Consider the following 24,223-nt stretch of genomic DNA (forward strand, 5'->3'; position numbering starts at 1 on the left):
TCATAGTCCCATATGGGACTGCTTATTTATCGATTCGTAATCCGTGGGCTATTGCTGCTATACTCGCTACCATAGCAGACGTTGCGGGGAGAGGCTTAGCGTGAATTTTCAGGATATCCATACCTATTATCAGCAACTCAATATTGGGCAATTTTTTCCGCAAATGCTTTGTGAAGGCGAGGTCTTAACCGTTGCCGCAAATAAAAAACTCACCGTTGAACCTGGCTATATTTATTTCTGTACTGAAGGGTCGCTGACGATATTAATGCCTGATGATGGGCTGAATATTGGCAATACTATTGAGTATATGCCGATCGGGTTAATGGAAAGGTATTGTCCACTGGCGAAGTATGAATATCGCAGCAGTGCCAGGGTGAAACTGGTGAGAATATCCTGGGCCGACTTCGACCAGATATTTTTCCAGGGTGGGCCTGAGCGCATGCAGGCGCTGGCCACCATACTGACCTACATGTCGATATTCACCATCGACCTGCATAACGAACGCAGGCAGGTCACCAGCTACCAGACCATTAAACCTATGCTCTATCGCTATCTTTATCGGCAGGAAACCCACACGGGAGAGAATGAGGGTCTGGCGCTGTTTATCATCAAGCGCACTAACCTGTCGCGAACGCATGTCTTTCGCGTGCTGGCGGATCTTAAAGCCGGGGGCTATATCACCATGAAGCGCGGAAAGCTGGTGTCGATAGACCGTCCGCTGCCGGAGGCGTATTAAATTACGCCCCTGAAGCGAATGCTTCAGGGGCTGGCTGATTAACGCACCAGGTGCAGGAAGTGCAGATGTTTTTCATACTGGTCCAGGATATCGTTAATTAACTGCTCCTGGTTCCAGCCCATCACATCGTAATTTTGCCCACCTTCCTTGAGGTAGATTTCTGCCCGATAGTATCGGTGCTGTTCTGCCTGATTCTCATCATTCTCCATGGCCGCTAGCGCGAAGGTCGGCGAGTTATAGCCACGCAGCCTGACTTCATAAATGAAATTCAGCTCATTGCCTAAATCCACCTCAAGGCGAATACGATCGTCCGACGCGTCGCTGATATGGCTCTGCGTTCCCTGCTTATTCAGTTCATCCTGCACCAGCACCATGGCCGGTTTGATCACCTCTTCCATAAAGCGTTTCACCAGGGAGCGTTTAGGTAAGTAGGCGATGTTACGCAGTCTGCGCTGCCACGGAATGGGGTTACGGGCCGCTGTCGGCGCGATTGTGGCCATACTCAGGCTCTCGCGTTTGGTCAAATCGCGTCGGAGCGCCTTCAGCAGGCCATAGATCGAGACCAGCAGGATCATCGAGAACGGTAGCGCGCTGGCGATAGTCACGGTTTGCAGCGCACTCAGTCCGCCCGCGAGCAGCAGCGCGATAGCGACTACGCCCATCAGCGCGGCCCAGAAGATGCGCTGCCAGACGGGTGTATTGGCCTCGCCGCCGGACGCGAGGGTATCCACCACCATCGCCCCGGAGTCAGCGGAGGTTACAAAGAAGACAATAACCATCGCCATGGCGATAAATGACAGCACGGAAGAGAACGGGAAATGCTCAAGGAAATTAAACAGCGCCAGCGCCACGTCCTGCTGGACGGTATTCGCCAGATCGGACGCTCCCTTGTTCATGATGAGGTAAATGGCGCTATTGCCGAACACCGTCATCCACATCAGGGTAAAGCCCGCCGGGACAAACAGCACGCCAGTCACGAACTCGCGGATGGTTCTGCCGCGGGACACACGGGCAATGAACATCCCGACAAACGGCGACCAGGACAGCCACCAGCCCCAGTACAGCAGCGTCCAGCCTCCCAGCCAGTTGCTGGATTTCGGTTCATAAGCGTACAGGTTAAACGTCTTGCTCACCAGCTCGGACAGGTATCCGCCGGTATTTTCCACAAAGGATTTCAGCAGGAGTACGGTTGGCCCCAGGCACAACACCAGCACCAGCAGCAGTACCGCCAGCCCCAGATTGAGCTCTGATAAAATGCGAATGCCTTTATCCAGACCGGACACCACAGAAATGGTCGCCAGCCCGGTAATCAGGACGATAAGGATCACCTGCACGGTATCGTTGATGGGCACGCCAAAAAGGTGGTTCAGCCCGGCATTGACCTGTAAAACGCCGTAACCTAACGAGGTCGCCACGCCAAATACGGTGCCGATTACCGCGAAGATATCCACCGCATGACCTATCGGGCCGTAAATACGGTCGCCGATAATCGGATAAAGCGCCGAACGAAGCGTCAAAGGGAGGCCGTGGCGGTAGCTGAAGAACGCCAGAATCAACGCAACGATGGCGTAGATAGCCCAGGCGTGCAGCCCCCAGTGGAAGAATGTCAGCCGCATGGCCTCTTTGGCCGCAGCGACCGTTTCAGGTGTCCCCACCGGCGGGGAAAGGTAGTGCATGACCGGCTCCGCCACACCGAAGAACATCAGGCCGATCCCCATCCCCGCCGAGAACAGCATGGCGAACCACGAGTGGTAGCTGAAATCAGGCTGGGAGTGGTCGGGCCCGAGTTTAATATCGCCGTAGCGGGACAAGCCGAGGAACGTCACGCTCATTAAAATCAGCGCGACGGCAAGAATGTAAAACCAGCTGGCGTTGGTGAATATTTGCTGTTGCAGTAGCTTAAAGTTTTTATCGGCAACGTCAGGGAAAATCGCGGCAAAGGCGACAAGAAGGAAAATTAACAAAGCAGATGTGTAAAATACCGCTTTGTTAATCTGGCTTTTGGACTGCTTTGGGATAGTGTCGTTTTCACTCATATAGTGTCTTCCATAAACGCATTGACCGCTCTGAATGAGAGGCGTGATCTGCGTCAGGGTAACAAAATCCCTTTATGAATGCAGGTCCGAAACGTTCAATTATACACTATCCCCAAAGGGTATTTGTTGCGCGTTAACGCATCCTCATGCCATTGCATTATTTCGCAGGCAAGAAATGGTTAATTATCCCGGCCAGCCGACTTGGGCCGTAAGTTCTCATCGAATACCAGCCGTTTGCGTCCGGGCTCTTCTTCCCGCAGCGGCTCTACCTGATGCAGCGTCTGCTTACAGCGATCCACCAACACCTGATACTCCTGCGTGCCCTGCTTTTTCCACTCTATTTCCTGCGCGCTTAGCTCACGAATCGCTTTCGCCGGACTGCCAAGAATTAAGTGATTCGCAGGCATTTCCGCTTTGGCCTTCACAAACGCCGCCGCCCCGACGATGCTGTTTTCGCCGATCGTCGCCCCGTCCATCACCACCGCATTCATCCCCACCAGCGCATTACGGCGGATAATGCAGCCGTGCAGGATCGCACTGTGGCCGATATGCCCGTCCTCTTCCACCACCGTGTCCTGCTCCGGAAAACCGTGCATCACGCAGTTATCCTGAATGTTCGCGCCGTCTTTCACCACGATCCGGCCAAAATCACCGCGCAGGCTGGCGTTGGGGCCTACGTAAACACCTTTTCCGAGGATCACGTCGCCAATCAGCACCGCGGTCGGGTGAACATAGCTCTCTTCAGGCACGACCGGCGTCAGACCATCAATTTGATAAACAGGCATACCCTCTCCTTATGTGATATTCAGACCACCAAAACGCTGGTGATAAAGCGTGCCGGGCGCGGGCAGCTCGCCGACGGAGGTTTCCCCCTTCTCACTGACAAACGCCAGGGCTCCCGCTGCCACGCGCTGGTAGATGTTAATGCACAGCTGTCGCGCGCTCTGTCCCGCCCAGTGCGCCGGGAGTAACTCCTCCGGCAACAGCGGATCTTTCAGCACCACGCGACGATAAAAATGAATGAGTAACAGCTGGATCTGAAAGCAGCGTTCCGGGGTTAAATCCTCGGGCGACGCCTCTTTCAGCAGCGGCAGCAGCGGACGGAACGAGTTGATAAACGTTTCGTACATCGCGTTTTGTTCGGTCAGCTGCCAGCACTCTTCCACGCGGGATCGTAATGCCGCGCGTGACAAAGCCAGCGGCGAATGAGCTTCAAAGAAAATGACGTTTTCCGCCACGCCCGCGTCATGCAACAGCGACTGCACGTCCGCGAGGTTCTGCGACGGCGAGGCCATCAGGCTCGGCGCCAGCGTGCCGAACCCTTGCCAGATGAGCTGTTTTTTCACGTCCGCGAGCGTGGTTTTATCCAGCCCCTCGGAAAGCAGTAGCAGCCATTTACCATCCCATGCCGGCAGTTCTGCACGGTAGATTTTATTTTCCGCGCGTCGGGTCAAACGCAGCCCCTTGTCGCTGAGACGGTAAAAGCTGCGGCGGCCAATGCGGGACACGTCCAGCCAGCCCTCTTTGTTGAGGCGAAACAGCGCGGTGCGCACAAAGCGCTCCCCGAATCCCATCCCTTCCAGCAGGGCCGCCAGACTGCCGAGCCAGATCTCTCCGCCGCGATGGGAAAGCGCGTCGCCATACAGCGAGGAGATAAGCGACGTTCCGCTGACGGGAACAGAGCTGACTGCGTGCTGGATAAAGGCATCAAGTTTATTCATGTGATTCATTCTGTTGTTATTTTTTTCCTGGATGAATCATAGCATAGGAATTTGGGGTTTCCCCCTCACCCCAGCCCTCTCCCTCAAGGGAGAGGGGGCCGTCGATGCAGACATTATTTTGTGTAGATCCCTCATCCGTTAGCCGCAACCTTACGCAAATCAAACACCCGGCAGGCTTTACCCTCGGATCGCGGTATGCTGCCGCAGTTAACGATCATCACATCGGTTGAAATCCCCACCATCGATTTAATCCGATGACGCAGCTGATGGCAGACCTGACAACGCTGTTCATGCGTCAGCGTTAAGCTACTCTGTTTCAGCTCGACCTTCACCGAAAGTGAATCAAGATGCCCGCGGCGGTTCACCTCCAGCTGATAGTGCGGCGAAAGATGTTCGAACTTGACGATCTCCTCTTCCAGCTGTGACGGGAAGACGTTAACGCCGCGAATGATGAGCATGTCGTCGCTGCGCCCGCTGATGCGATCCATCCGGCGCATGGTGCGTGCGGTACCCGGCAGCAGGCGCGTCAGGTCGCGGGTGCGGTAGCGGATCACCGGCAGCGCCTCTTTGGTCAGCGTGGTGAACAGCAGTTCGCCCTGCTCGCCGTCGGCCAGCGGCGTGCCGTCATTCGGGTTGACGATCTCCGGGAAGAAGTGATCTTCCCAGATGGTCGGGCCGTCAGCGGTTTCAAGACACTCCATCGCCACGCCCGGCCCCATCACCTCGGAGAGACCATAGATATCCAGCGCGGTAATGCCCAGCCGTTTCTCGATTTCGCGGCGCATCGCCTGCGTCCACGGCTCGGCGCCAAACACGCCGACGCGCAGGGAACAGGCGCTGGCATCACCGCCCATCTGACGCTCCAGCTCTTCGATCAGGTTCAGGCAGTAAGAGGGCGTCACCATGATCATATCCGGCTGGAAATCGCGGATCAGCTGCGCCTGCTTCTCCGTCTGGCCGCCGGACATCGGGATCACCGTCGCCCCCAGACGCTCTGCACCGTAGTGCGCCCCCAGCCCGCCGGTGAAGAGCCCGTAACCGTAGGCGACGTGAATTTTATCCTTCGCGCTGCCCCCGGCGGCGCGCAGGGAACGGGCGACGATATTGGCCCAGTTGTCGATATCATTCTGGGTATACCCCACCACGGTCGGCTTTCCGGTGGTGCCCGACGAGGCGTGAATACGCACCACCTGCTCCATCGGCACCGCAAAGGTATCGAACGGGTAGTTGTCGCGCAGATCCTGCTTGGTGGTGCACGGGAATTTTTGCAGGTCCGCCAGCTCGTTGAAATCGTCAGGGTGAACGCCCGCGGCATCAAACTTGCGTTTGTACATCGGAACGTTGTTGTAGGCGTGGTTCAGCGTCCACTTAAGGCGCGCGGTCTGCAACGCCTGCAATTCATCAATGGACGCGGTTTCGATCGGATCAAGCTTTGTTGTATTTATCATCGCAGGGTACTCACATTATTGTTCGCTCAAACACGCTCAAGGATCATGGCAATGCCCTGACCCACACCGATGCACATCGTACACAGCGCGTAGCGCCCGCCGCGTCGGTGCAATTCATTGCTCGCGGCCAGCGCCAGTCTGGCACCGCTCATTCCCAGCGGATGACCTAGCGCGATCGCTCCGCCGTTCGGGTTGACATGCTCCGCGTCATCCGGCAAGCCCAGCTGACGCAGCACCCCCAGCGCCTGTGCGGCGAAGGCTTCGTTAAGCTCAATGACGTCCATATCGGTGATACTGAGTCCGGCACGTTCCAGCACCTTACGGGTGGCGGGAACCGGGCCTAATCCCATCAGACGCGGCTCGACGCCCGCGGTCGACATGGCCACAATGCGGGTGCGCGGGGTTAACCCCTGGACAAGCGCCATCGGCTCGCTGGCGATAATCAGCGCCGCCGCCCCGTCGTTGACGCCAGAGGCGTTCCCCGCCGTCACCACACCGTTCTTGCGAAACGGGGCTTTCAGCGCGGCAAGCTGTTCAAGGGTGGTTTCGGCGCGCGGATGCTCGTCTACGCTCACTTCCGTTACCGCGCCTTTTTTACCCGTTACCTGTACCGGGATTATCTCCTGCGCCAGAACGCCATTCTGCTGCGCCAGCGCGGTGCGCTGCTGGCTGCGCAAGGCAAATGCGTCCTGATCGGCACGGCTTATATTTAACAATTCCGCTACATTCTCTGCCGTTTCCGGCATGCTGTCAGTTCCGTATTGCTGATGCATGAGCGGATTCACAAATCGCCAGCCGATGGTGGTATCGAAGATCTCCGCCTGACGCTGAAACGCCGCGGTGGCTTTACCCATCACGAACGGCGCACGGGACATGGATTCGACGCCACCGGCGATCAGCAGATCGCCATCCCCGGCCTTAATGGCGCGTGCCGCAAAGCCAAGGGCATCCAGACCGGAGCCGCACAGGCGGTTAATGGTGGTACCGGAAACGGTCTGCGGCAGCCCGGCCAGCAGCGACGACATGCGCGCCACGTTGCGATTATCCTCTCCGGCCTGATTTGCGCAGCCGAAGATCACGTCATCTATGCGCTCCAGATCGAGCTGCGGGTAACGCGCCAGCAGCGCACGCAGCGGAACGGCCCCTAAGTCATCGGCACGCAGGCTGGATAATCCTCCACCGTAGCGACCGACCGGGGTACGCACACCCTCACAAATAAATGCGTTACGCATCAGGCTTCTCCTGTCACACTGCCGCCGGTGCGGTGGGATTTCCCGCGAAAAAGAGCGACGGTTTTCTGTTGTTGATTCTGAATTTCGATGTCGTAGACGCCGGTCAGTTTGCCCTGATGCTTCACCCGCGCGGTAGCGGTCAGCTTATCGCCAGCAAAGCCCGGACGCAGAAAATCGATGGCGCAGCCTGAGGCCACCGCCGCCAGCCCCTGACTGTTGCAGGCGTAGGCAAAGGCGGTATCGGCCAGCGAGAATAGCTGTCCGCCGTGGCAGGTTTTATGCCCGTTAAGCATCTGCGGGGTGATGGTCATGGTCACCACCGCGTAGCCCTCGCCCATCTCGATAATGTCCATCCCCATCGCCTGCGCGCAGGCGTCCCGTTCGTACATCGCGCGGGCGTTATGCCAGGCGTTATGACTCATAACTACTCTCCAGAAGCGCACGCTGGCGCAGCAGTGAACAGGGGCGATAACGTTCCTCGCCGTAGTGACGTTGCAGGTTCTCCAGCAGCGTTAACAGACGCTGCCAGCCAAGGCGCTCGCCCCAGGCGATGGGGCCGCAGGGATAGTTGACCCCTAAGCGCATGGCGGTATCGATGTCTTGCTCACTGGCGACCCCTTTTTGCAGGGCATCCAGCGCTTCGTTGGCAATCATCGCCACCGTGCGCCAGATCAGCAGGCCGGGGTAATCCGCAATCTGGACCACCCGTTTCTCCTGGTGCTGCAACCAGTAAATGGCTTTCTGCGTGGCGGCGTGCGGGTTGCCGGGCGCGGCGGCTATAACGGCCACATCCCGCTCGATGCGGTCGACCACCACCACCGGACAGCCGTGGCGCAGCGCCAGCGACTGCGCGGTTTCACCCTGCGTTTCGATCAGCAACATATCGTCAATTTCCGTGACACCGTCACTTCTTCGCTGTGCGCGCATCGGGCTGAAGCTGTGGCTGACCGGGGCGAGCCAGCTGACGGCGGTTTTGTCCCCCTGCCAGCGGTAAACGCCCTGCCCGCTTTTCTTACCCAGACGCCCCGCCAGCACCAGCTCCTGCTGCACCAGCGACGGCAAAAAACGACGCTCCTGCCAGAAGGCGTTAAATACGGAGCAGGTCACGGCAAAGTTGACGTCCTGACCAATCATGTCCGTCAGCTCAAGCGGCCCCATCGGGAAACCCCCGCCGTCTCGCAGGGCGGCGTCGATCACCTCGGGCGCTGCCACCTGCTCTTCCAGCGCGCGCCAGGCTTCCGAGTAGAAAGGACGCGCTACGCGGTTGACGATAAACCCCGGCGTGGACTGGCAGCGTACCGGCTGCTTTCCCCAGCTCAGCGCCAGCTCGCACAGCGCATCGGCCACTTCGGGTGAGGTCGCCAGCCCGCTGACCACCTCCACCAGCTTCATCACCGGGGCAGGATTGAAGAAGTGCAGCCCGGCGACGCGTTCAGGGTGGTTTATCTCCGCCGCAATCGCGGTAACGGAAATAGACGAGGTATTGCTGGCGAGTAGCGTCTGCGGCGGGCAAACCTCTGCCAGCTGGGTAAACAGCGCCTTTTTCACGTCAAGCCGCTCGGAGGCCGCCTCGATCACCAGATCGGCTTTCGCCAGAGCACTGATATTCGTCACCGGCGTCAGGCGGGCAAGGACCTGTTCCCCGGCGTCGGCAGAGAGTTTTCCGCGCGCAACGCGAGAGGACAGCCGCTGGCGAATACCGTCGACGGCGCGGGAAATCGCCGCAGCGTCAATGTCGTACACCAGAACCGGATGACCGTGGCTGGCTGCCACTTCGGCAATCCCGGCGCCCATGGTGCCGCTGCCAATGACGGCGACCGTATGGATATTCACCATCTTATTTCCCCGTAAAGTTCGGCGCGCGTTTTGCCAGGAACGCGCTGACGCCTTCCCGGTAGTCGTCGCTGCGTCCGGCCAGACGTTGATAGTCGCGCTCCAGATCAAGCTGGGCGTCGAGGGTGTTGGTTTCGGCGGCGTTGATTGCCTGCTTGATCAAGCCCAGGCCATAGGTCGGCTGCGAGGCAAAATGCAGCGCCATCTGCTGTGCGGTGGCGGAGAGCTGCTCGTCGTCCACCACCTGCCAGATCATTCCCCAGGCCTGTGCCTGCTCGGCGCTGAGCTTGTCGCCCAGCAATGCCAGCCCCATGGCGCGGGCGCGTCCGGTCACGCGCGGCAGCAGCCAGGTTCCGCCGCAGTCCGGTACCAGCCCGAGCTTGCTGAAGGCCATCACAAAGCTGGCTGAACGGGCCGCAATCACCATGTCACAGCCGAGGGCCAGCGTGGCACCTGCCCCCGCCGCCACGCCGTTAACCGCGCAAATCACCGGCTTCGGCAGTTTTGCCAGGCGGCGCACCAGCGGGTTGTAAAAAGTCTCAACGGACATGCCCAGATCCGGCGCAGGGCCGTTCGGGTCCACGTTACGGTCGTTGAGATCCTGCCCGGCGCAGAAACCGCGTCCTGCCCCGGTGATCAGCAGGCAGCGGATGGCGTCATCGCGCTCGGCCTGCTTCAGGCATTCGGAAAGCTGCTGGTGCATGACGTCGTTAAAGCTGTTCAGGCGCTCCGGGCGGTTCAGCGTAATGGTCATTACGCCCTGCTCAACATGGCTCAGAATAAATTCCACAATTAGCGTCCTTTAAAGTCTGGGGTGCGTTTCTGTAAAAAGGCGTTGATGCCTTCCCGGCGATCGTCGGTGGCCGCGAGTAGCGCAAACAGCTGACGCTCCTGCGCCAGCCCGGCCTGAAGCGGCACTTCCTGCGACTGGCGAAGCGCCTGCTTCGCCGCCTGTAACGCCAGCGGCGAGTGGCGCGCCATCAGCCCCGCCTGCTTCAGGGCGTACTCCAGCGTCAGCGAGGCCGGGTAGACGTCGCTGACCAGCCCGGCGCTGTGCGCCTGAACCGCCGTGATGCTTTCGCCCGTCAGCACCATTTTGCTGGCCAGCGATTTGCCCACGCTACGGATCAGCCGCTGTGTGCCGCCTGCGCCCGGCATGATCCCGAGGGTGATTTCCGGCAGGCCAAAGCGGGCGTTATCACCGGCAATCACCACGTCGCAGAGCAGCGCCAGCTCACAGCCTGCCCCCAGCGCGTAGCCGTTCACGGCGGCAATCAGCGGTTTGGTGAAGGCGTTTATTCGCGCCCACAGCTGCGGGCGGATATCGTTCAGGGTTGCGGGCAGGTCTTTCTCCGCCATTTCGTTGAGATCGGCCCCGGCGGCAAAGCAGCGTTCGTTGCCGTAAATCACACAGACGGCGATCTCCGCATCCGCGGCGGCGGCTTCAAGCTGCTCCGCAATTTGCGTGAGCAGGGCATTGTTGAGCGCGTTGCGCGCCGCCGGACGGTTAAGCGTCAGCTGCAACACGCGGCCATGACGGGTGACAATCAGTTCGCTCATGCCATCCCCTTCGCATCAAAATCGACGATAACGTCAGCGGTTAACGGCAGCGCCTGACAGCTCAGCACATAGCCTGCGGCCAGCTCGTCCGGCTCCAGGCTGTAGTTGGTCGCCATGTCCACCTCCCCGCGAAGCACTTTGCATTTGCAGGTGGCGCACACGCCGCCCTTGCAGGCGTAAGGCAGATCCGCCCCCTGACGCAGGGCCGCGTCAAGAATGCTCTCGTCGTCCGCCGTCAGGGTGATCTCCCTGTCACGCCCGTCCTGACGGACGGTGACCTTCTGCCCGTCGGCCTGCACGCTGACTGTCCGTTTAACGGGGGTTCCCGGCGTGTTAAAGCGTTCAAGATGGATCGCTTTTTCCGGCATACCCAGCGCTTTCAGCGCCGCCTCAGCCTCGTCCATCATCGCCGACGGGCCGCAGATGAAGGCTTCATCGTACTGGCGGAAATTCACCAGCGTTTTTGCCAGCGCATGGAGCTTTTCCCCGTCAATACGGCCATGGAGCAGATCGCTGTCGAGCGTCTCCTGGCTGAAGATGGAGATCAGCTGCAAACGCTGCGGGTATTTATCTTTCAGGTCCGCCAGCGCCCGGCGGAACATCATGCTCTGGCTGCTGCGGTTACCGTAAATCAGGGTGAAGTGGCTGTGGGCTTCAGTGGCCAGCGTAGCGGACATAATCGCCAGCATCGGGGTGATCCCGGACCCGGCGGCAATCGCCAGATAGTGGCCTTCGCGTTCGGCCTGCGGCTGGTAGCCAAAATGCCCCTGGGGAACCATCACCTCCAGCGCCATGCCAGGTTTGATCTCGTCCCGGGCATAGCGGGAAAAACGTCCGCCCTCGATGGCTTTGACCGCCACGCTGATCTCACCGCACGCGGTGCTCCGGCAGATGGAGTAGCAGCGGCGCAGTTCATCCCCGCCAGGACTGGCTTTCAGGGTCAAATGCTGACCGGGACGGAAGCGGTACGCCTCCTGTAACGCCTGCGGCACCGCGAAGGTAATGGTCACCGCGTCGCGGGTTTCGGGTTCCACTTTTGCCACTGTTAATGAATGAAACGTTGTCATGGCAGCCTCAAATACATTTGAAATAGTCGAAGGGCTCACGGCAGGTATTGCAGCGGTAGAGCGCTTTGCAGGCCGTGGAACCAAATTCACTGATGAGCGAGGTATCGGTGCTCGCACAGCGCGGGCAGCTCACCTCCGCGGGAACGTGGGCATGGCAGCTATGGCCGACAGGCGGGCTGATGCCATATTCCCGCAGGCGCCTGCGGGCATCGTCGGTCATCCAGTCGGTGGTCCAGGCGGGCTCCAGTTGCAGCACAATATGTATCGGGGAAAAGCCGTTCCCGGTCAGAGTTTCGCGGATCGCACCCAGCAGATGCTCCGTTGCCGGACAGCCCGAATAGGTTGGCGTGAAGCCTATAACCCAGCCTTCCCCCTGCGCCTTCACGCTGCGCACCATGCCTAAGTCGGTGATGGTCAGCACCGGCACTTCCGGGTCGGGGATCTGGCTTAACAGCGCCCAAATCTGCGGGATTTGGGCAGGCGCAATGTCGACGAGGCGTTGCATAGCGTTCTCCTTTACCACTGCTGGTCGGGGTAAACGCGCTGGAGATACTGCATCTCAGCCAGCATCGGTCCGAGGTGTTCAGTATGTAGCCCCTTCTTGCCGCCCGTGCGATACGCCACTTCCTCGGGCACGCGGAGGGTAGCTTCCGCCAGCCCGGCAAACACTTCGCGCTCCCACGGTTCCCGCAGGGCGCGCGGATCAACCGCCACGTCGGTGTCAATCAGCCCCAGCTCGACGTCGTCGGCGTCGAACAATTCAGCCGTAAAGCGCCACAGGCTATCCACCGCCTGCTGCATTTTCTGTGAGGAGGTTTCTGTCCCGTCCCCCAGCCGCACCAGCCAGCCGCGGCTAAAGCGCAGGTGATAGCGCGCCTCTTTAATGGCTTTTGCCGCGATGGCGGCAAGCTGACTGTCGCTGCTGTGGATCAACCGTTCGTACAGCGCTACGTTCCACGCATCCATCAGATACTGACGGGCAATGGTGTCGGCGAAGCTGCCGTTTGGCTGTTCCACCAGCAGCAAATTGCGGAACTGACGCTCATCGCGGCCATAGGCCAGGGTGTCTTCATCACCCTTACCCTCCCGTTCAGCGGCGTAGGTCAGGAAATTGCGCGCCTGCCCGAGCAGATCAAGGCCGATATTGGCGAGCGCCAGGTCAATTTCCAGCTCCGGCGCATGGCCGCACCAGGCGCCCAGACGCTGTGAGAGCACCAGACCGTTGTCACCCAGACGCAGGGCATAAGCAGATACGTTGTTCATCCCCAACCTCACATATGCTCAATGCCATCAGGGATGGTGTAAAACGTCGGATGGCGGTAGACCTTGCTTTCCGCCGGATCGAAAAACTCCCCGCTCTCTTCCGGCTGGGAAGCGACGATTTCACTCGCCTTCACCACCCAGATAGAACAGCCTTCGCTGCGGCGGGTATAGGCATCGCGCGCGTTTTCCAGCGCCATGCGATCGTCGGCAGCGTGAAGGCTGCCCACATGGCGGTGCGACAGCCCCTGCTTCGAACGGACAAAAACTTCGTATAACGGCCAGTAAACATTGCTCATGGTTGATTCCTCTTATGCGGCCTGGCGGGCGCGTTGTTTTTCCGCGTGGGCCAGAGCGGCTTCACGCACCCATGCGCCGTCGTCCCAGGCTTTACGTTTTGCGGCCAGACGTTCGTGGTTGCAGATCCCGCGCCCGTTGATCACCTCGTCAAATTCGTGCCAGTCGATTTCGCCGAAGCGGTAGTGGCCGCTCTCTTCATCGAAACGCAGGTCGGGATCCGGCACGGTCATGCCGAGCATCTCCACCTGAGGCACCGTGTTGTCCACGAAGCGCTGGCGAAGCTCATCGTTGCCAAAGCGTTTGATCTTCCAGGCGAGACTGCGGGCGCTGTTTGGGGAGTTGTCGTCGTTGGGTCCGAACATCATCAGCGCGGGCCACCAGAAACGGTTGATGGCGTCCTGCAACATCTGCCGCTGGGCTTCGCTGCCCTGCGCCAGCGCCATGCAGGCCTCAAAACCCTGACGCTGGTGGAAACTCTCTTCTTTACAGATTTTCACCATCGCCCGGGCATACGGGCCGTAAGACGTACGGCACAGCGCCACCTGGTTCACAATGGCCGCGCCGTCCACCAGCCAGCCAATGACGCCGATATCGGCCCAGCTCAGGGTCGGATAGTTGAAGATGGAGGAGTATTTCATCTTGCCGTCGAGCATCTTTTGATAGATGTCCTCCCGGGCGCAGCCCAGCGTTTCCGCCGCGCTGTAGAGGTACAGGCCGTGTCCGGCTTCGTCCTGAACCTTCGCCAGCAGAATGGCTTTCCGGCGCAGCGTCGGCGCGCGGGTGATCCAGTTTCCTTCCGGCAGCATGCCGACAATCTCAGAGTGGGCGTGCTGTCCAATCTGGCGGATCAGCGTCTTGCGATAGGCATCCGGCATCCAGTCCTGCGGCTCGATGGCCGTCTCCTGTGCGATGCGTTGCTCAAAGCGTTGTTCTTGCGTCACATAACCACCTTTGTGATTCGTTAAATCACCAAAAACAGCATAATGGTGAATCATTTGTTTTCTTAAAAGTTACACAAAGGTTAAATATAACCCCAAGAAGCGTTTGTTTATTTTGTGACGACGCTCGCAAGCCTTTTCATGAAAGGCCAATTATACAAGGCTTTCGGGTGGTCAGGCTAAGCAATAGAGATCACAACGTTAACAATTCATTAAAACTCAGCTTGCTTTTTATGATTCGCGATCAAACTATTTATAGTGAAATCACGAAACACCTGGAGAGAAGAAATGCAGCAGTTAGCCAGCTTCTTGTCCGGCACCTGGCAATCAGGCCGGGGCCGCGAGCGCACCATCACCCACGCCATCAGCGGGGAAACGCTATTTGAAGTCACCAGCGAAGGGCTGGATATGGCGGCCGCGCGCCGTTACGCCATTGAACACGGCGGAGAAGCGCTCCGCGCAATGAGCTTTATCGAGCGCGCCGCCATGCTGAAGGCGGTGGCCAAACATCTGCTGAGCCAGAAGGATCGGTTTTATGCCCTGTCAGCCCAGACCGGCGCGACGAAGGCCGATAGCTGGGTGGATATTGAAGGCGGTATCGGCACCCTCTTCACCTACGCAAGCCTCGGCAGCCGTGAGCTGCCGGACGATACCCTGTGGCCGGAGGATGAGCTGATCCCGCTGTCGAAGGAAGGCGGCTTTGCGGCACGTCACGTGTTAACGTCGAAATCCGGCGTGGCGGTGCATATCAACGCGTTCAACTTCCCGTGCTGGGGGATGCTGGAAAAGCTCGCACCCACCTGGCTTGCCGGGATGCCCGCCATCATCAAGCCCGCCACCGCCACCGCGCAGGTGACTCAGGCAATGGTGAAAGCGATCGTCGAGAGCGGACTGGTGCCGGACGGCGCCATCAGCCTGATCTGTGGTGGCGCGGGCGATCTGCTGAACCAGCTCGACAGCCAGGACGTGGTGACGTTTACCGGGTCGGCCAGCACCGGGCAGAGCCTGCGCGTACATCCGAATATCGTCGCGCATTCCATTCCGTTTACCATGGAAGCAGATTCCCTTAACTGCTGCGTGCTGGGTGAGGACGTGACGCCGGAGCAGCCGGAGTTTGCGCTGTTTATTCGCGAAGTAGTGCGCGAGATGACCGCCAAAGCCGGGCAAAAATGTACCGCCATCCGCCGCATCATCGTGCCGGAAGCGCAGGTTGAAGCCGTCAGCCAGGCGCTGATTGCGCGGCTGGAGAACGTGGTCGTCGGCGATCCGGCCCAGGAAGGGGTGAAGATGGGGGCTCTCGTCAACAGTGAGCAACGTGCTGACGTGCAGGAAAAAGTCGATCATCTGCTTGCCTCGGGCTGCCAGATCCGTCTGGGTGGTAAAGCCGATATGCAGGCGGCTGGCGCATTCTTCCCGCCCACCCTGCTGTTCTGCCCGCAGCCGGACGAAACTCCGGCCGTTCACGCCACCGAAGCCTTTGGCCCCGTCGCCACCCTGATGCCCTGCCGCAACAGTGAACACGCCATGCAGCTGGCGCGGGCGGGCGGCGGCAGCCTGGCGGGAACGCTGGTCACGGCAGATTCAAACGTGGCGCGGCAATTTATTGCCGGTGCCGCGCGCGCCCACGGACGCATTCAGATCCTCAACCAGGAATCCTCGAAAGAATCCACCGGCCACGGTTCACCGCTGCCGCAGCTGGTGCACGGCGGCCCGGGACGTGCGGGCGGCGGCGAGGAGCTGGGCGGCCTGCGTGCGGTGAAGCACTATCTCCAGCGCACGGCCATTCAGGGCAGCCCGTCCATGCTCGCCGCCATCGGCAAACAGTGGGTCCGTGGCGCGGAGGTGCTGGAAGATCGCGTTCATCCGTTCCGTAAATACTTCGAGGAGTTACAGCCGGGCGACAGCCTGCTGACCCCGCGTCGTACCATGACGGAAGCGGATATCGTGAATTTTGCCTGCCTGAGCGGGGATCATTTCTATGCCCATATGGACAAAATTGGCGCGGCGGAGTCGATTTTTGGCGAGCGCGTGGTACACGGTTATTTCCTGATTTCCGCCGCGGCGGGGCTGTTTGTCGATGCCGGGGTTGGGCCGGTCATTGCTAACTACGGCATGGAAAACCTGCGCTTTATCGAGCCGGTCAAGCCGGGCGATACCATTCAGGTGCGCCTGACCTGTAAACGTAAAACGCTGAAGAAACAGCGCACTGCCGAGGAAAAACCGACGGGCGTGGTGGAATGGGCGGTGGAGATCTTCAACCAGCATCAGCAGGCCGTGGCGCTTTACTCCATCCTGACGCTGGTGGCGCGCCAGCAGGGTGACTTTTAATCAAAGCAAAGGCATTAACCTTGCTGCCTCGAGTGTTTGAGCGCATCAAAATAAACGGAAGGTAATACAGGGGCTGGTTGGCTTTGATTAATCGAACCATCCAGTCTGCCTGGTTTGGATAAGTTACAACCGGAAACACTAAGCAAATTGACCGTATAGTTAGCATAGTTATTATTTATCGCCGGGAATATTCCCGCGTTAAATTACATGGATGATTAACAGACTATGGCAATTCCTGTTTACCTTTTCTTGACTGACGATGGTGGTACAAAAATTACAGGCTCGGTGGATGTTTGTTACCGTGAGGGAAGCATTGAAGTCACTGGCTTTACACACAATCTTCGCCTCCCAACCGATCCATTGACCGGGAAAATTACCAGTAAACGTAACCATGCCCCAGTCGTATTTCAAAAAGAAATCGATTCCTCCTCCCCTTACCTGATGAAAGCGGTTGCGACTGGCCAAACCCTTAAAACGGCCGAGTTCAGGTGGTATCGCATTAATGACGCCGGACAGGAAGTAGAATATTACAATATGCGTCTCGATAATATTCGCGTCGTTTCCGTTACGCCATTGATGCATGACATTAAAGACCCGACGAAAGAAAAACATAATCATCTTGAAGTCGTGGAACTACGCTATGATAAAATAACATGGACATATTGCGATGGTAATATACAGTTTGCAGACTGTTGGGCTGAGCGTTAAATATGCGAAATCCTTCCTATTCAACACCCTATAATATTGCATCCTTTGCACCACCTGGCGTGGACGTCGTTAGCCACATGATAATAGCGCGATTTCATGGTGGCCCCTCATTAATGACCTACATATGGTTTTATCAAATGGTCAGAAACCATGGTCCCTGGGATTATAAACAAGGCCGTGCAGAGTATGCCAATTTTGGCAATTTTCATTACGGTGCCGTTGGTGCGGCAGCAGGCATTCCTGAGGGAATTCTGCTCCGGGGGGCAGGCACTGCACAGATTCTTGCCGGGACAAGCGATCCTGCCGAATTTGCAAAATTCCAGAACAATAATAATTACGGTGATGATCCAGTCGATCAGTTATGGATAAGGGCAGGAATAGATTATGCGCGACGTTCGGGTTTTTAACTGGCGAGCTGGAATTATTATCTTTAGTTTTCTCATATTCATTGCATACCCTTTCCGCGATCTTTTTACCGTGTATGAAAATTTGCAGGAAAAAATTAAGGTTAACGATCGTTTAACTCTTTACATCACCCAGGTTGAGACGGGCTCACTGTCTAAAAACAGGTCTCATATTTATCTCTTTGATGCGAAAAAAAGTCCGGAAGAATTCATGTCTAACATTAAGAATATCAATCCCGTCATGATCACCGATGATGATAAAGCTTCAGTGGCAATTAAAAATGGAGACATTTATCTTCGCGTTCGCGGTACGGTTTATTCGTTCACGACGGTAGGTTTCGATGTCTGCATTCATCTCGACAGTTCACCTTACTGAAGCACACTTTCACTTTCACGGGGTGTGATGCACCCCCGGTCTTTTTTTAACCTGGCAAGACTGACAAACAACCTGGCAGATGCAGGCAAACGCTTTTCGTGCGCGCCTGTCAGGATAAGGCTGACACAACACAATAAACACAACAAGATGAGGTCTGCGATGGGAAGCAATTCTTCTTTTTTTGCCCGTAGAACGGCACTGGCCATGGCCGTTGCGCTCTGTTGCGCCTGGCAATCCCCTGTTTACGCTCACGGCAGCGAGGCGCATATGGTCCCGATGGACAAAACGCTTCAGGCGTTTGGCGCGGACGTGCAGTGGGATGATTACGCCCAGATGTTCACCATCGCTAAAGACGGTGCCTTTGTGAAGGTCAAACCCGGCGCCAACACCGCCATCGTTAACGGCAAACCGCTGACGCTCCAGGTGCCCTTGGTGATGAAGAACAATAAGGCCTATATCCCGGAGACTTTTATCAACGATGTCTTTCAGTCCGGTCTTGATCAGACATTCCAGGTTGAAAAACGCCCCCATCCGTTAAACGCGCTGACGGCTGATGAAATCAACCAGGCCGTAGCCATTGTGAAAGCCTCTGCGGATTTTAAACCCAATACCCGCTTTACCCAGATTGCGCTGGCGGAGCCAGAAAAAGCCAAAGTCTGGGACTTCGTGCTTAACGGCACGGCGGTGGATGCGCCCCGCCAGGCCAATATCATTATGCTTGACGGCAAACGCATCATCGAAAGCCGGGTGGATCTGAAGGACAAAAAGATCCTCCGCTGGGAGCCGATCAAAGACGCGCACGGCATGGTGCTGCTGGATGACTTCAATACCGTGCAGCAGATCATCAATGAAAGCCCGGAGTTTGCCGCCGTGCTGAAAAAGCGCGGCATTACCGATCCGAAGAAAGTGATCACCACCCCGCTTACCGTCGGCTTTTTTGACGGCAAGGATGGGCTGAAACAGGAAGACCGCCTGCTGAAAGTGATCAGCTATCTCGACGTGGGCGACGGTAACTACTGGGCGCACCCGATCGAAAACCTGGTTGCGGTGGTGGATCTTGAGCAGAAGAAAATCCAGAAGATTGAGGAAGGCCCGGTCGTGCCGGTGCCGCTCACCCCGCGTCCTTATGATGGCCGTGACCGCGTTGAAACGGTGAAAAAACCGCTGGAGATTATCGAGCCGGAAGGCAAGAACTACACCATCACCGGGGATAGGGTGCACTGGCAGAACTGGGATTTTCATCTGAGCCTGGACTCGCGCGTCGGCCCGATGATCTCCACCGTGACCTATAACGACAACGGCAAAAAGCGACAGGTGATGTATCAGGGATCGCTCGGCGGAATGATTGTGCCGTACGGCGACCCGGATATCGGCTGGTACTTTAAGGCCTACCTGGACTCCGGCGACTACGGCATGGGTACCCTGACCTCCCCGCTGGTGCGCGGCAAGGATGTTCCGTCTAACGCCGTGATGCTCAACGAAACCATCCCGGACTATACCGGTGCGCCAATGGAGATCCCCCGGGCGATCGCCATTTTCGAGCGTTACGCCGGGCCGGAGTATAAGCATCAGGAGTTAGGTAAACCCAACGTCAGCACCGAGCGCCGCGAGCTGGTGGTGCGCTGGGTCAGCACCGTGGGTAACTACGATTATATCTTCGACTGGGTATTCCACGAAAACGGCACCATCGGCATTGATGCAGGGGCCACGGGCATTGAAGCGGTGAAAGGCGTGCAGACGAAAACCATGCATGATGCCACCGCGAAGGATGACACCCGATACGGTACGCTGATCGACCATAATATTGTCGGCACCACCCACCAGCACATCTACAACTTCCGTCTGGATATGGACGTGGACGGCATCAACAACAAGCTGGTGGCCATGGATCCGGACGTCAAACCGAACACCGCTGGCGGACCGCGCACCAGCACCATGCAGGTGAATCAGTATGATATTGATACTGAACAGCAGGCGGCGCAAAAGTTTGATCCGGGCACCATCCGCCTGCTGAGCAACACCAGCAAAGAGAACCGCATGGGCAACCCGGTCTCGTATCAGATCATCCCTTACGCGGGGGGCACACACCCGGTGGCGACGGGCGCGAAGTTTGCCCCGGACGAGTGGATTTATCACCGCCTGAGCTTTATGGATAAACAGCTGTGGGTGACGCGTTACCATCCCGACGAGATGTACCCGGAGGGAAAATACCCGAACCGTTCCACGCACGATACGGGCCTAGGCCAGTACAGCAAAGATAACGAGTCGCTGAACGACCAGGATAACGTCATCTGGATGACCACCGGCACCACCCATGTCGCCCGCGCCGAGGAGTGGCCGATAATGCCGACGGAATGGGTGCACACGTTACTCAAGCCGTGGAACTTCTTTGACGAGACGCCAACGCTCGGCAAGAAAAAAGAGCAGAAATAACACGTTGACCGGGCACGATGCCCGGTTTTTCATTCGCTTTCTTGCTGAATACCACTCCCCGATTATAGTTAATGTTACTTCGCTTAATGCTTTTGCAACATCTGAAACATTTTGTAGATATCGAAGTATCCATGAACAACGCTATACATAACCGAGAGGTTTTAGGATGAAAGTCAATGAGATAGTAAGAAGCCTTGCGCTGGCCGGTTTTTTCATTTCCGCCAGTTCAGCCTGGGCCGCAGAAGCCCCTAAGGATGCAACCGCAGCAACTCAGCAGGCCAACAACGCACTCTTCAACCAGCTTCCTTTCTCTGATAACACCGATTTTACCAATGCCCACAAAGGGTTTATCGCCCCGCTACCTCAGGAAATTATCAAAGGGGAGCAAGGCAACACCGTCTGGGATCCACAGCAGTACGCCTTTATCAAGGAAGGCGATAAAGCGCCCGATTCGGTTAACCCGAGCTTATGGCGTCAGTCCCAGCTGATTAACATCAGCGGCCTGTTTGAAGTCACCGAGGGCGTGTACCAGATCCGTAACCTCGACCTGTCAAACATGACCATTATTGAAGGTAAAGAAGGCATTACCGTGGTCGACCCGCTGGTGTCGGCGGAGACGGCCAAAGTCGGGATGGATCTTTACTATAAAAATCGCGGCAAGAAACCTGTCGTCGCTGTTATTTACACCCACAGCCACGTTGACCACTATGGCGGCGTGCGCGGCGTGGTGGACGAAGCCGACGTGAAGTCCGGCAAGGTTAAAGTCTACGCGCCAGCCGGATTTATGGAGGCCGCCGTCGCGGAAAATATCATGGCGGGCAACGTCATGAGCCGCCGCGCCAGCTATATGTACGGCAACCTGCTGAAGCCGGATGCGAAAGGCCAGGTGGGTGCGGGTCTCGGCACCACCACCTCCGCCGGGACGGTGACCCTGATTGCCCCGACCAATATCATTGAGAAAGATGGTCAGAAAGAGGTGATCGATGGCCTGACCTATGATTTTATGCTCGCGCCGGGCTCCGAAGCGCCTTCTGAGATGCTCTGGTATATCGAAGAGAAAAAGCTGATCGAATCTGCGGAAGATGTTACCCATACCCTGCACAACACCTACTCCCTGCGCGGTGCGAAAATTCGTGAACCGCTGCCATGGTCGAAATACATCAACCAGGCAATTGTACGCTGGGGTGATAAGGCCGAAGTTATCATGGCGCAGCACCACTGGCCGACCTGGGGCAACGAGAATGTGGTTAACCTGCTGAAAAGCCAGCGCGACCTCTACCGCTACATCAACGACCAGACCCTGCGCATGGCGAATGAAGGGCTGACGCGTGACGAGATCGCCGCCAACTTCAAGCTGCCGAACTCCCTGGCCAATACCTGGGCCAACCGAGGCTATTACGGTTCAGTCAGTCATGACGTCAAAGCCACCTACGTGCTCTATTTAGGCTGGTTTGACGGCAACCCCGCGACCCTGGATGAACTGCCGCCTGAAGAAGCCGCGAAGAAATTTGTGGAGTATATGGGAGGCGCGGATGCCATCCTGAGTAAAGCTAAAACCGATTTTGACCAGGGCAACTATCGCTGGGTGGCTCAGGTGGTCAGCAAAGTGGTATTCGCCGATCCAAACAACCAGGCCGCACGTAACCTTGAAGCGGATGCGCTGGAGCAGTTGGGTTATCAGGCTGAATCCGGCCCATGGCGTAACTTCTACCTGACCGGCGCGCAGGAGTTGCGTAACGGCGTGGTGAAAGGTCCGACCCCGAATACCGCCAGCCCGGATACCGTGCGCGCAATGACGCCAGAAATGTTCTTTGACTATCTGGCGGTGCATATCAACGGTGAAAAAGCAGCGGATGCAAAATCGGTGTTTAACATCGACCTCGGCAGCGACGGCGGCAAATACAAGCTGGAGCTGGAAAATGGCGTGCTGAACCACACGGCGAACGCCGAAGCGAAGGATGTTGACGCGACCGTGACCCTCAACCGCGATACGCTGAATAAAATCATCCTGAAAGAAGTGACGCTTAAACAGGCTCAGGATAATGGCGATATCAAAGTGACGGGCGATGCCGCAAAACTCGATGCCATGCTCGGTTACATGGATAAATTTGAATTCTGGTTTAACATTGTGACCCCGTAAAGGCATGCACTCGCGGGCGGTCTTTCCGCCCGCCACAGGGACATTCTCTCTCATGGAAAAAAGACACAACGCCACTCCGGAGCCCGCGACCTGGCCGACCCGTAACGCCATGGTTGTCCACGGGCTGGCCATGAACCTGCCGTGGCTCGCCTTCGTCAACGCGAGCTTTGCGCTAATGATCCTGCTGCGCAATTCCCTGTTCGGCCAAATTGATACCCTCTTACACGTCAGCCCACCTCTCACACAGATGATTGACGCTTCCATGCTGGGGGTAGTCATCCTTTCCGTGGCGTTGGTAATAATGGCCTGGCGCCACATCCGCGGCGTCAGCGCCGTGCTGTTAATGTGTAGCCTGCTATGGTCGATAAGTTGTTACTGGTTTATCAACGTGATACAGCTTCCTCATCCCTGGCCGATATTCGTTACCCTGCTGATGGCCGGTATGACCGCGCTCTATTTTCATCCGGTGGGGCTGGTGTGCTTTATCGCGCCGCTGTGGATCACCATGCCCGTTGCCAGCATGCTGCTGAATCAGGAGATGAACCTTCGCTTTGCCGGGCTGTGGGTGGTGTTCACGTTCATTCTCGTTTGCGGACGCTACATCCTCTTGAGCTGGTTTGAAGAGGCCTGGCGTCGCAACCAGCAGAATCAGCGTTTAATTTCGCGGCTGGATGCGCTGGCCCATCAGGATCCGCTGACGAAAACGGCCAACCGCCGGGCGATGGAGCTGGTGCTGGAAAACGCGGTGGAGCAAGGCAAACGCTTCACGGTCCTGATGCTGGATGTCGACTACTTCAAACTGTATAACGACACCTATGGCCACCAGGCAGGAGACGCGTGTCTCGCGCGGGTCGCGGAGGTGCTGAACTCCTCGGTGCGCACGCCAGAGGATGTGGTTTCGCGCTACGGTGGTGAGGAGTTCGTCGTGATCCTCTTTGACTGTGAAGAAAGCGTTGCTGAGAAAGTCGCCGCGCGGATCCAGGCTGGCCTGCGCACCGCAGCCATTGCGCACAGCGCGTCGAAGGTGAGTGAATGTGTGACGGTGAGTATGGGCATTGCCGGCTATACCCCAGGACTGGCCGGCCCGGAAATCATCGCCCGCGCCGATGCGGCGTTGTATCGGGCGAAGGAGTCCGGGCGGGATAGGTGGTCGCTGTAAGTTACGCCGGGTGGCGCTGCGCTTACCCGGCCTACAAAACCAACCTTTTCCTTGCTCCCGTAGGCCGGGTAAGGCGTAGCCGCCACCCGGCGTTTTTTTAATACCGCACACACACCGACTTAGTTTCGCACCAGCCGTCCAGCCAGTCGGGGCGGAATCGGTGGTCGCTGTAAGTTACGCCGGGTGGCGCTGCGCTTACCCGGCCTACAAAACCAACTTTTTTCCTCGATCCCGTAGGCCGGGTAAGGCGTAGCCGCCACCCGGCGTTTTTTTAATACCGCACACACACCGACTTGGTTTCACACCAGCCGTCCAGCCAGTCGGGGCGGAAATCATCGCCCGCGCCGATGCGGCGCTGTACAGGGCGAAGGACGCCGGGCGGAATCGGTGGTCGCTGTAAGTTACGCCGGGTGGCGCTGCGCTTACCCTGCCTACAAAACCAACCTTTTTCCTCGATCCCGTAGGCCGGGTAAGGCGTAGCCGCCACCCGGCGTTTTTTTAATACCGCACACACACCGACTTGGTTTCACACCAGCCGTCCAGC

The 24,223-nt window shown here is 57.6% G+C and carries 22 protein-coding genes; 8 read left to right on the plus strand and 14 right to left on the minus strand.

Annotation, left to right across the window (positions count from 1 at the left end; genetic code table 11):
* Window positions 1-100: 100 nt before the first annotated feature.
* Window positions 101-736 (plus strand): helix-turn-helix domain-containing protein, encoded by a 636-nt coding sequence (locus tag ACNQ0T_RS03685; RefSeq protein ID WP_032624309.1) that lies wholly within the window; start codon window positions 101-103, stop codon window positions 734-736.
* A 38-nt stretch (window positions 737-774) separates the two neighbouring features.
* Here the strand turns inward: ACNQ0T_RS03685 and ACNQ0T_RS03690 are convergent, their stop codons facing one another.
* The 14 genes from ACNQ0T_RS03690 to paaA form a co-directional block, all read right to left on the minus strand.
* On the minus strand, window positions 775-2,772 hold the full coding sequence (locus tag ACNQ0T_RS03690; RefSeq protein ID WP_023306141.1) for a BCCT family transporter: 1,998 nt from the start codon (window positions 2,770-2,772) through the stop codon (window positions 775-777).
* 179 nt (window positions 2,773-2,951) lie between these two features.
* Window positions 2,952-3,557, minus strand: coding sequence for a phenylacetic acid degradation protein PaaY (gene paaY / locus ACNQ0T_RS03695; protein ID WP_417929596.1), 606 nt, complete (start codon window positions 3,555-3,557; stop codon window positions 2,952-2,954).
* A gap of 9 nt (window positions 3,558-3,566) precedes the next feature.
* Window positions 3,567-4,502, minus strand: coding sequence for a phenylacetic acid degradation operon negative regulatory protein PaaX (paaX, locus tag ACNQ0T_RS03700; RefSeq protein ID WP_032622213.1), 936 nt, complete (start codon window positions 4,500-4,502; stop codon window positions 3,567-3,569).
* A 122-nt stretch (window positions 4,503-4,624) separates the two neighbouring features.
* On the minus strand, window positions 4,625-5,941 hold the full coding sequence (paaK, locus tag ACNQ0T_RS03705) for a phenylacetate--CoA ligase PaaK (protein WP_023306139.1): 1,317 nt from the start codon (window positions 5,939-5,941) through the stop codon (window positions 4,625-4,627).
* A 26-nt stretch (window positions 5,942-5,967) separates the two neighbouring features.
* Window positions 5,968-7,173, minus strand: a complete 1,206-nt coding sequence (pcaF, locus tag ACNQ0T_RS03710) for a 3-oxoadipyl-CoA thiolase (protein WP_417929598.1) — start codon at window positions 7,171-7,173, stop codon at window positions 5,968-5,970.
* On the minus strand, window positions 7,173-7,595 hold the full coding sequence (gene paaI, locus ACNQ0T_RS03715; protein WP_023300032.1) for a hydroxyphenylacetyl-CoA thioesterase PaaI: 423 nt from the start codon (window positions 7,593-7,595) through the stop codon (window positions 7,173-7,175). Before paaI ends, pcaF begins: the two co-directional genes overlap by 1 nt.
* Entirely contained in the window at window positions 7,585-9,009 is a 1,425-nt protein-coding gene (gene paaH / locus ACNQ0T_RS03720) for a 3-hydroxyacyl-CoA dehydrogenase PaaH (RefSeq protein WP_417929600.1), read from the minus strand. Before paaH ends, paaI begins: the two co-directional genes overlap by 11 nt.
* Before the next feature lies 1 nt (window position 9,010).
* Window positions 9,011-9,799 carry a 2-(1,2-epoxy-1,2-dihydrophenyl)acetyl-CoA isomerase PaaG gene (paaG, locus tag ACNQ0T_RS03725; RefSeq protein ID WP_120773519.1) on the minus strand — a complete coding sequence of 263 codons (789 nt, stop codon included), beginning with the start codon at window positions 9,797-9,799 and terminating at the stop codon, window positions 9,011-9,013.
* Window positions 9,799-10,566 carry a 2,3-dehydroadipyl-CoA hydratase PaaF gene (gene paaF, locus ACNQ0T_RS03730; RefSeq protein ID WP_022648023.1) on the minus strand — a complete coding sequence of 256 codons (768 nt, stop codon included), beginning with the start codon at window positions 10,564-10,566 and terminating at the stop codon, window positions 9,799-9,801. The genes paaG and paaF overlap by 1 nt, the downstream gene beginning before the upstream one ends.
* Window positions 10,563-11,633, minus strand: a complete 1,071-nt coding sequence (gene paaE, locus ACNQ0T_RS03735; RefSeq protein ID WP_032676250.1) for a 1,2-phenylacetyl-CoA epoxidase subunit PaaE — start codon at window positions 11,631-11,633, stop codon at window positions 10,563-10,565. The genes paaF and paaE overlap by 4 nt, the downstream gene beginning before the upstream one ends.
* A 7-nt stretch (window positions 11,634-11,640) precedes the next feature.
* On the minus strand, window positions 11,641-12,138 hold the full coding sequence (paaD, locus tag ACNQ0T_RS03740) for a 1,2-phenylacetyl-CoA epoxidase subunit PaaD (RefSeq protein WP_063138212.1): 498 nt from the start codon (window positions 12,136-12,138) through the stop codon (window positions 11,641-11,643).
* 11 nt (window positions 12,139-12,149) lie between these two features.
* The gene (gene paaC / locus ACNQ0T_RS03745) at window positions 12,150-12,896 is read right to left on the minus strand and encodes a 1,2-phenylacetyl-CoA epoxidase subunit PaaC (protein WP_063138213.1); all 747 of its coding nucleotides are present in this window, start codon (window positions 12,894-12,896) and stop codon (window positions 12,150-12,152) included.
* An 8-nt stretch (window positions 12,897-12,904) separates the two neighbouring features.
* Window positions 12,905-13,192 carry a 1,2-phenylacetyl-CoA epoxidase subunit PaaB gene (paaB, locus tag ACNQ0T_RS03750; RefSeq protein ID WP_003857353.1) on the minus strand — a complete coding sequence of 96 codons (288 nt, stop codon included), beginning with the start codon at window positions 13,190-13,192 and terminating at the stop codon, window positions 12,905-12,907.
* A gap of 12 nt (window positions 13,193-13,204) precedes the next feature.
* Complete coding sequence (gene paaA / locus ACNQ0T_RS03755; protein WP_022648019.1) at window positions 13,205-14,134, minus strand: 1,2-phenylacetyl-CoA epoxidase subunit PaaA; 930 nt, start codon at window positions 14,132-14,134, stop codon at window positions 13,205-13,207.
* Between the two features lie 285 nt (window positions 14,135-14,419).
* On the opposite strand from paaA, the gene paaZ reads away from it, so the two are divergent.
* The 7 genes from paaZ to ACNQ0T_RS03790 all read left to right on the plus strand — a co-directional run bounded on the left by paaZ (window position 14,420) and on the right by ACNQ0T_RS03790 (window position 23,679).
* On the plus strand, window positions 14,420-16,459 hold the full coding sequence (gene paaZ / locus ACNQ0T_RS03760; RefSeq protein ID WP_250116492.1) for a phenylacetic acid degradation bifunctional protein PaaZ: 2,040 nt from the start codon (window positions 14,420-14,422) through the stop codon (window positions 16,457-16,459).
* 225 nt (window positions 16,460-16,684) lie between these two features.
* Window positions 16,685-17,167 (plus strand): Hcp family type VI secretion system effector, encoded by a 483-nt coding sequence (locus ACNQ0T_RS03765; protein WP_022648017.1) that lies wholly within the window; start codon window positions 16,685-16,687, stop codon window positions 17,165-17,167.
* Window positions 17,168-17,280: 113 nt separating this feature from the next.
* A complete protein-coding gene (locus ACNQ0T_RS03770) occupies window positions 17,281-17,574 on the plus strand; it encodes a polymorphic toxin type 44 domain-containing protein (RefSeq protein ID WP_223825170.1) in 294 nt (97 codons plus the stop codon).
* Window positions 17,552-17,947: a hypothetical protein gene (locus ACNQ0T_RS03775; RefSeq protein ID WP_022648016.1), complete on the plus strand. Its 396-nt coding sequence runs from the start codon at window positions 17,552-17,554 to the stop codon at window positions 17,945-17,947. Before ACNQ0T_RS03770 ends, ACNQ0T_RS03775 begins: the two co-directional genes overlap by 23 nt.
* A 159-nt stretch (window positions 17,948-18,106) precedes the next feature.
* The gene (gene tynA, locus ACNQ0T_RS03780) at window positions 18,107-20,380 is read left to right on the plus strand and encodes a primary-amine oxidase (protein WP_417929603.1); all 2,274 of its coding nucleotides are present in this window, start codon (window positions 18,107-18,109) and stop codon (window positions 20,378-20,380) included.
* A 166-nt stretch (window positions 20,381-20,546) separates the two neighbouring features.
* Window positions 20,547-22,520 carry an alkyl/aryl-sulfatase gene (locus ACNQ0T_RS03785; RefSeq protein ID WP_417929604.1) on the plus strand — a complete coding sequence of 658 codons (1,974 nt, stop codon included), beginning with the start codon at window positions 20,547-20,549 and terminating at the stop codon, window positions 22,518-22,520.
* Between the two features lie 52 nt (window positions 22,521-22,572).
* Window positions 22,573-23,679 (plus strand): GGDEF domain-containing protein, encoded by a 1,107-nt coding sequence (locus ACNQ0T_RS03790; RefSeq protein ID WP_154849853.1) that lies wholly within the window; start codon window positions 22,573-22,575, stop codon window positions 23,677-23,679.
* Window positions 23,680-24,223: the final 544 nt, after the last annotated feature.

It is taken from the genome of Enterobacter cloacae complex sp.6700776, assembly GCF_048284255.1.
GTDB classification, from domain to species: Bacteria; Pseudomonadota; Gammaproteobacteria; order Enterobacterales; family Enterobacteriaceae; genus Enterobacter; species Enterobacter intestinihominis.

What these genes read in the sequence shown, in the direction of transcription:
- ACNQ0T_RS03690 (WP_023306141.1), bottom strand. Translation starts at nt 2,772, where the DNA reads ATGAGTGAAAACGACACTATCCCAAAGCAGTCCAAAAGCCAGATTAAC.
- paaY (WP_417929596.1), bottom strand. Translation starts at nt 3,557, where the DNA reads ATGCCTGTTTATCAAATTGATGGTCTGACGCCGGTCGTGCCTGAAGAG.
- paaX (WP_032622213.1), bottom strand. Translation starts at nt 4,502, where the DNA reads ATGAATCACATGAATAAACTTGATGCCTTTATCCAGCACGCAGTCAGC.
- paaK (WP_023306139.1), bottom strand. Translation starts at nt 5,941, where the DNA reads ATGATAAATACAACAAAGCTTGATCCGATCGAAACCGCGTCCATTGAT.
- pcaF (WP_417929598.1), bottom strand. Translation starts at nt 7,173, where the DNA reads ATGCGTAACGCATTTATTTGTGAGGGTGTGCGTACCCCGGTCGGTCGC.
- paaI (WP_023300032.1), bottom strand. Translation starts at nt 7,595, where the DNA reads ATGAGTCATAACGCCTGGCATAACGCCCGCGCGATGTACGAACGGGAC.
- paaH (WP_417929600.1), bottom strand. Translation starts at nt 9,009, where the DNA reads ATGGTGAATATCCATACGGTCGCCGTCATTGGCAGCGGCACCATGGGC.
- paaF (WP_022648023.1), bottom strand. Translation starts at nt 10,566, where the DNA reads ATGAGCGAACTGATTGTCACCCGTCATGGCCGCGTGTTGCAGCTGACG.
- paaE (WP_032676250.1), bottom strand. Translation starts at nt 11,633, where the DNA reads ATGACAACGTTTCATTCATTAACAGTGGCAAAAGTGGAACCCGAAACC.
- paaD (WP_063138212.1), bottom strand. Translation starts at nt 12,138, where the DNA reads ATGCAACGCCTCGTCGACATTGCGCCTGCCCAAATCCCGCAGATTTGG.
- paaC (WP_063138213.1), bottom strand. Translation starts at nt 12,896, where the DNA reads ATGAACAACGTATCTGCTTATGCCCTGCGTCTGGGTGACAACGGTCTG.
- paaB (WP_003857353.1), bottom strand. Translation starts at nt 13,192, where the DNA reads ATGAGCAATGTTTACTGGCCGTTATACGAAGTTTTTGTCCGTTCGAAG.
- paaZ (WP_250116492.1), top strand. Translation starts at nt 14,420, where the DNA reads ATGCAGCAGTTAGCCAGCTTCTTGTCCGGCACCTGGCAATCAGGCCGG.
- ACNQ0T_RS03765 (WP_022648017.1), top strand. Translation starts at nt 16,685, where the DNA reads ATGGCAATTCCTGTTTACCTTTTCTTGACTGACGATGGTGGTACAAAA.
- ACNQ0T_RS03770 (WP_223825170.1), top strand. Translation starts at nt 17,281, where the DNA reads ATGACCTACATATGGTTTTATCAAATGGTCAGAAACCATGGTCCCTGG.
- ACNQ0T_RS03775 (WP_022648016.1), top strand. Translation starts at nt 17,552, where the DNA reads ATGCGCGACGTTCGGGTTTTTAACTGGCGAGCTGGAATTATTATCTTT.
- tynA (WP_417929603.1), top strand. Translation starts at nt 18,107, where the DNA reads ATGGGAAGCAATTCTTCTTTTTTTGCCCGTAGAACGGCACTGGCCATG.
- ACNQ0T_RS03785 (WP_417929604.1), top strand. Translation starts at nt 20,547, where the DNA reads ATGAAAGTCAATGAGATAGTAAGAAGCCTTGCGCTGGCCGGTTTTTTC.
- ACNQ0T_RS03790 (WP_154849853.1), top strand. Translation starts at nt 22,573, where the DNA reads ATGGAAAAAAGACACAACGCCACTCCGGAGCCCGCGACCTGGCCGACC.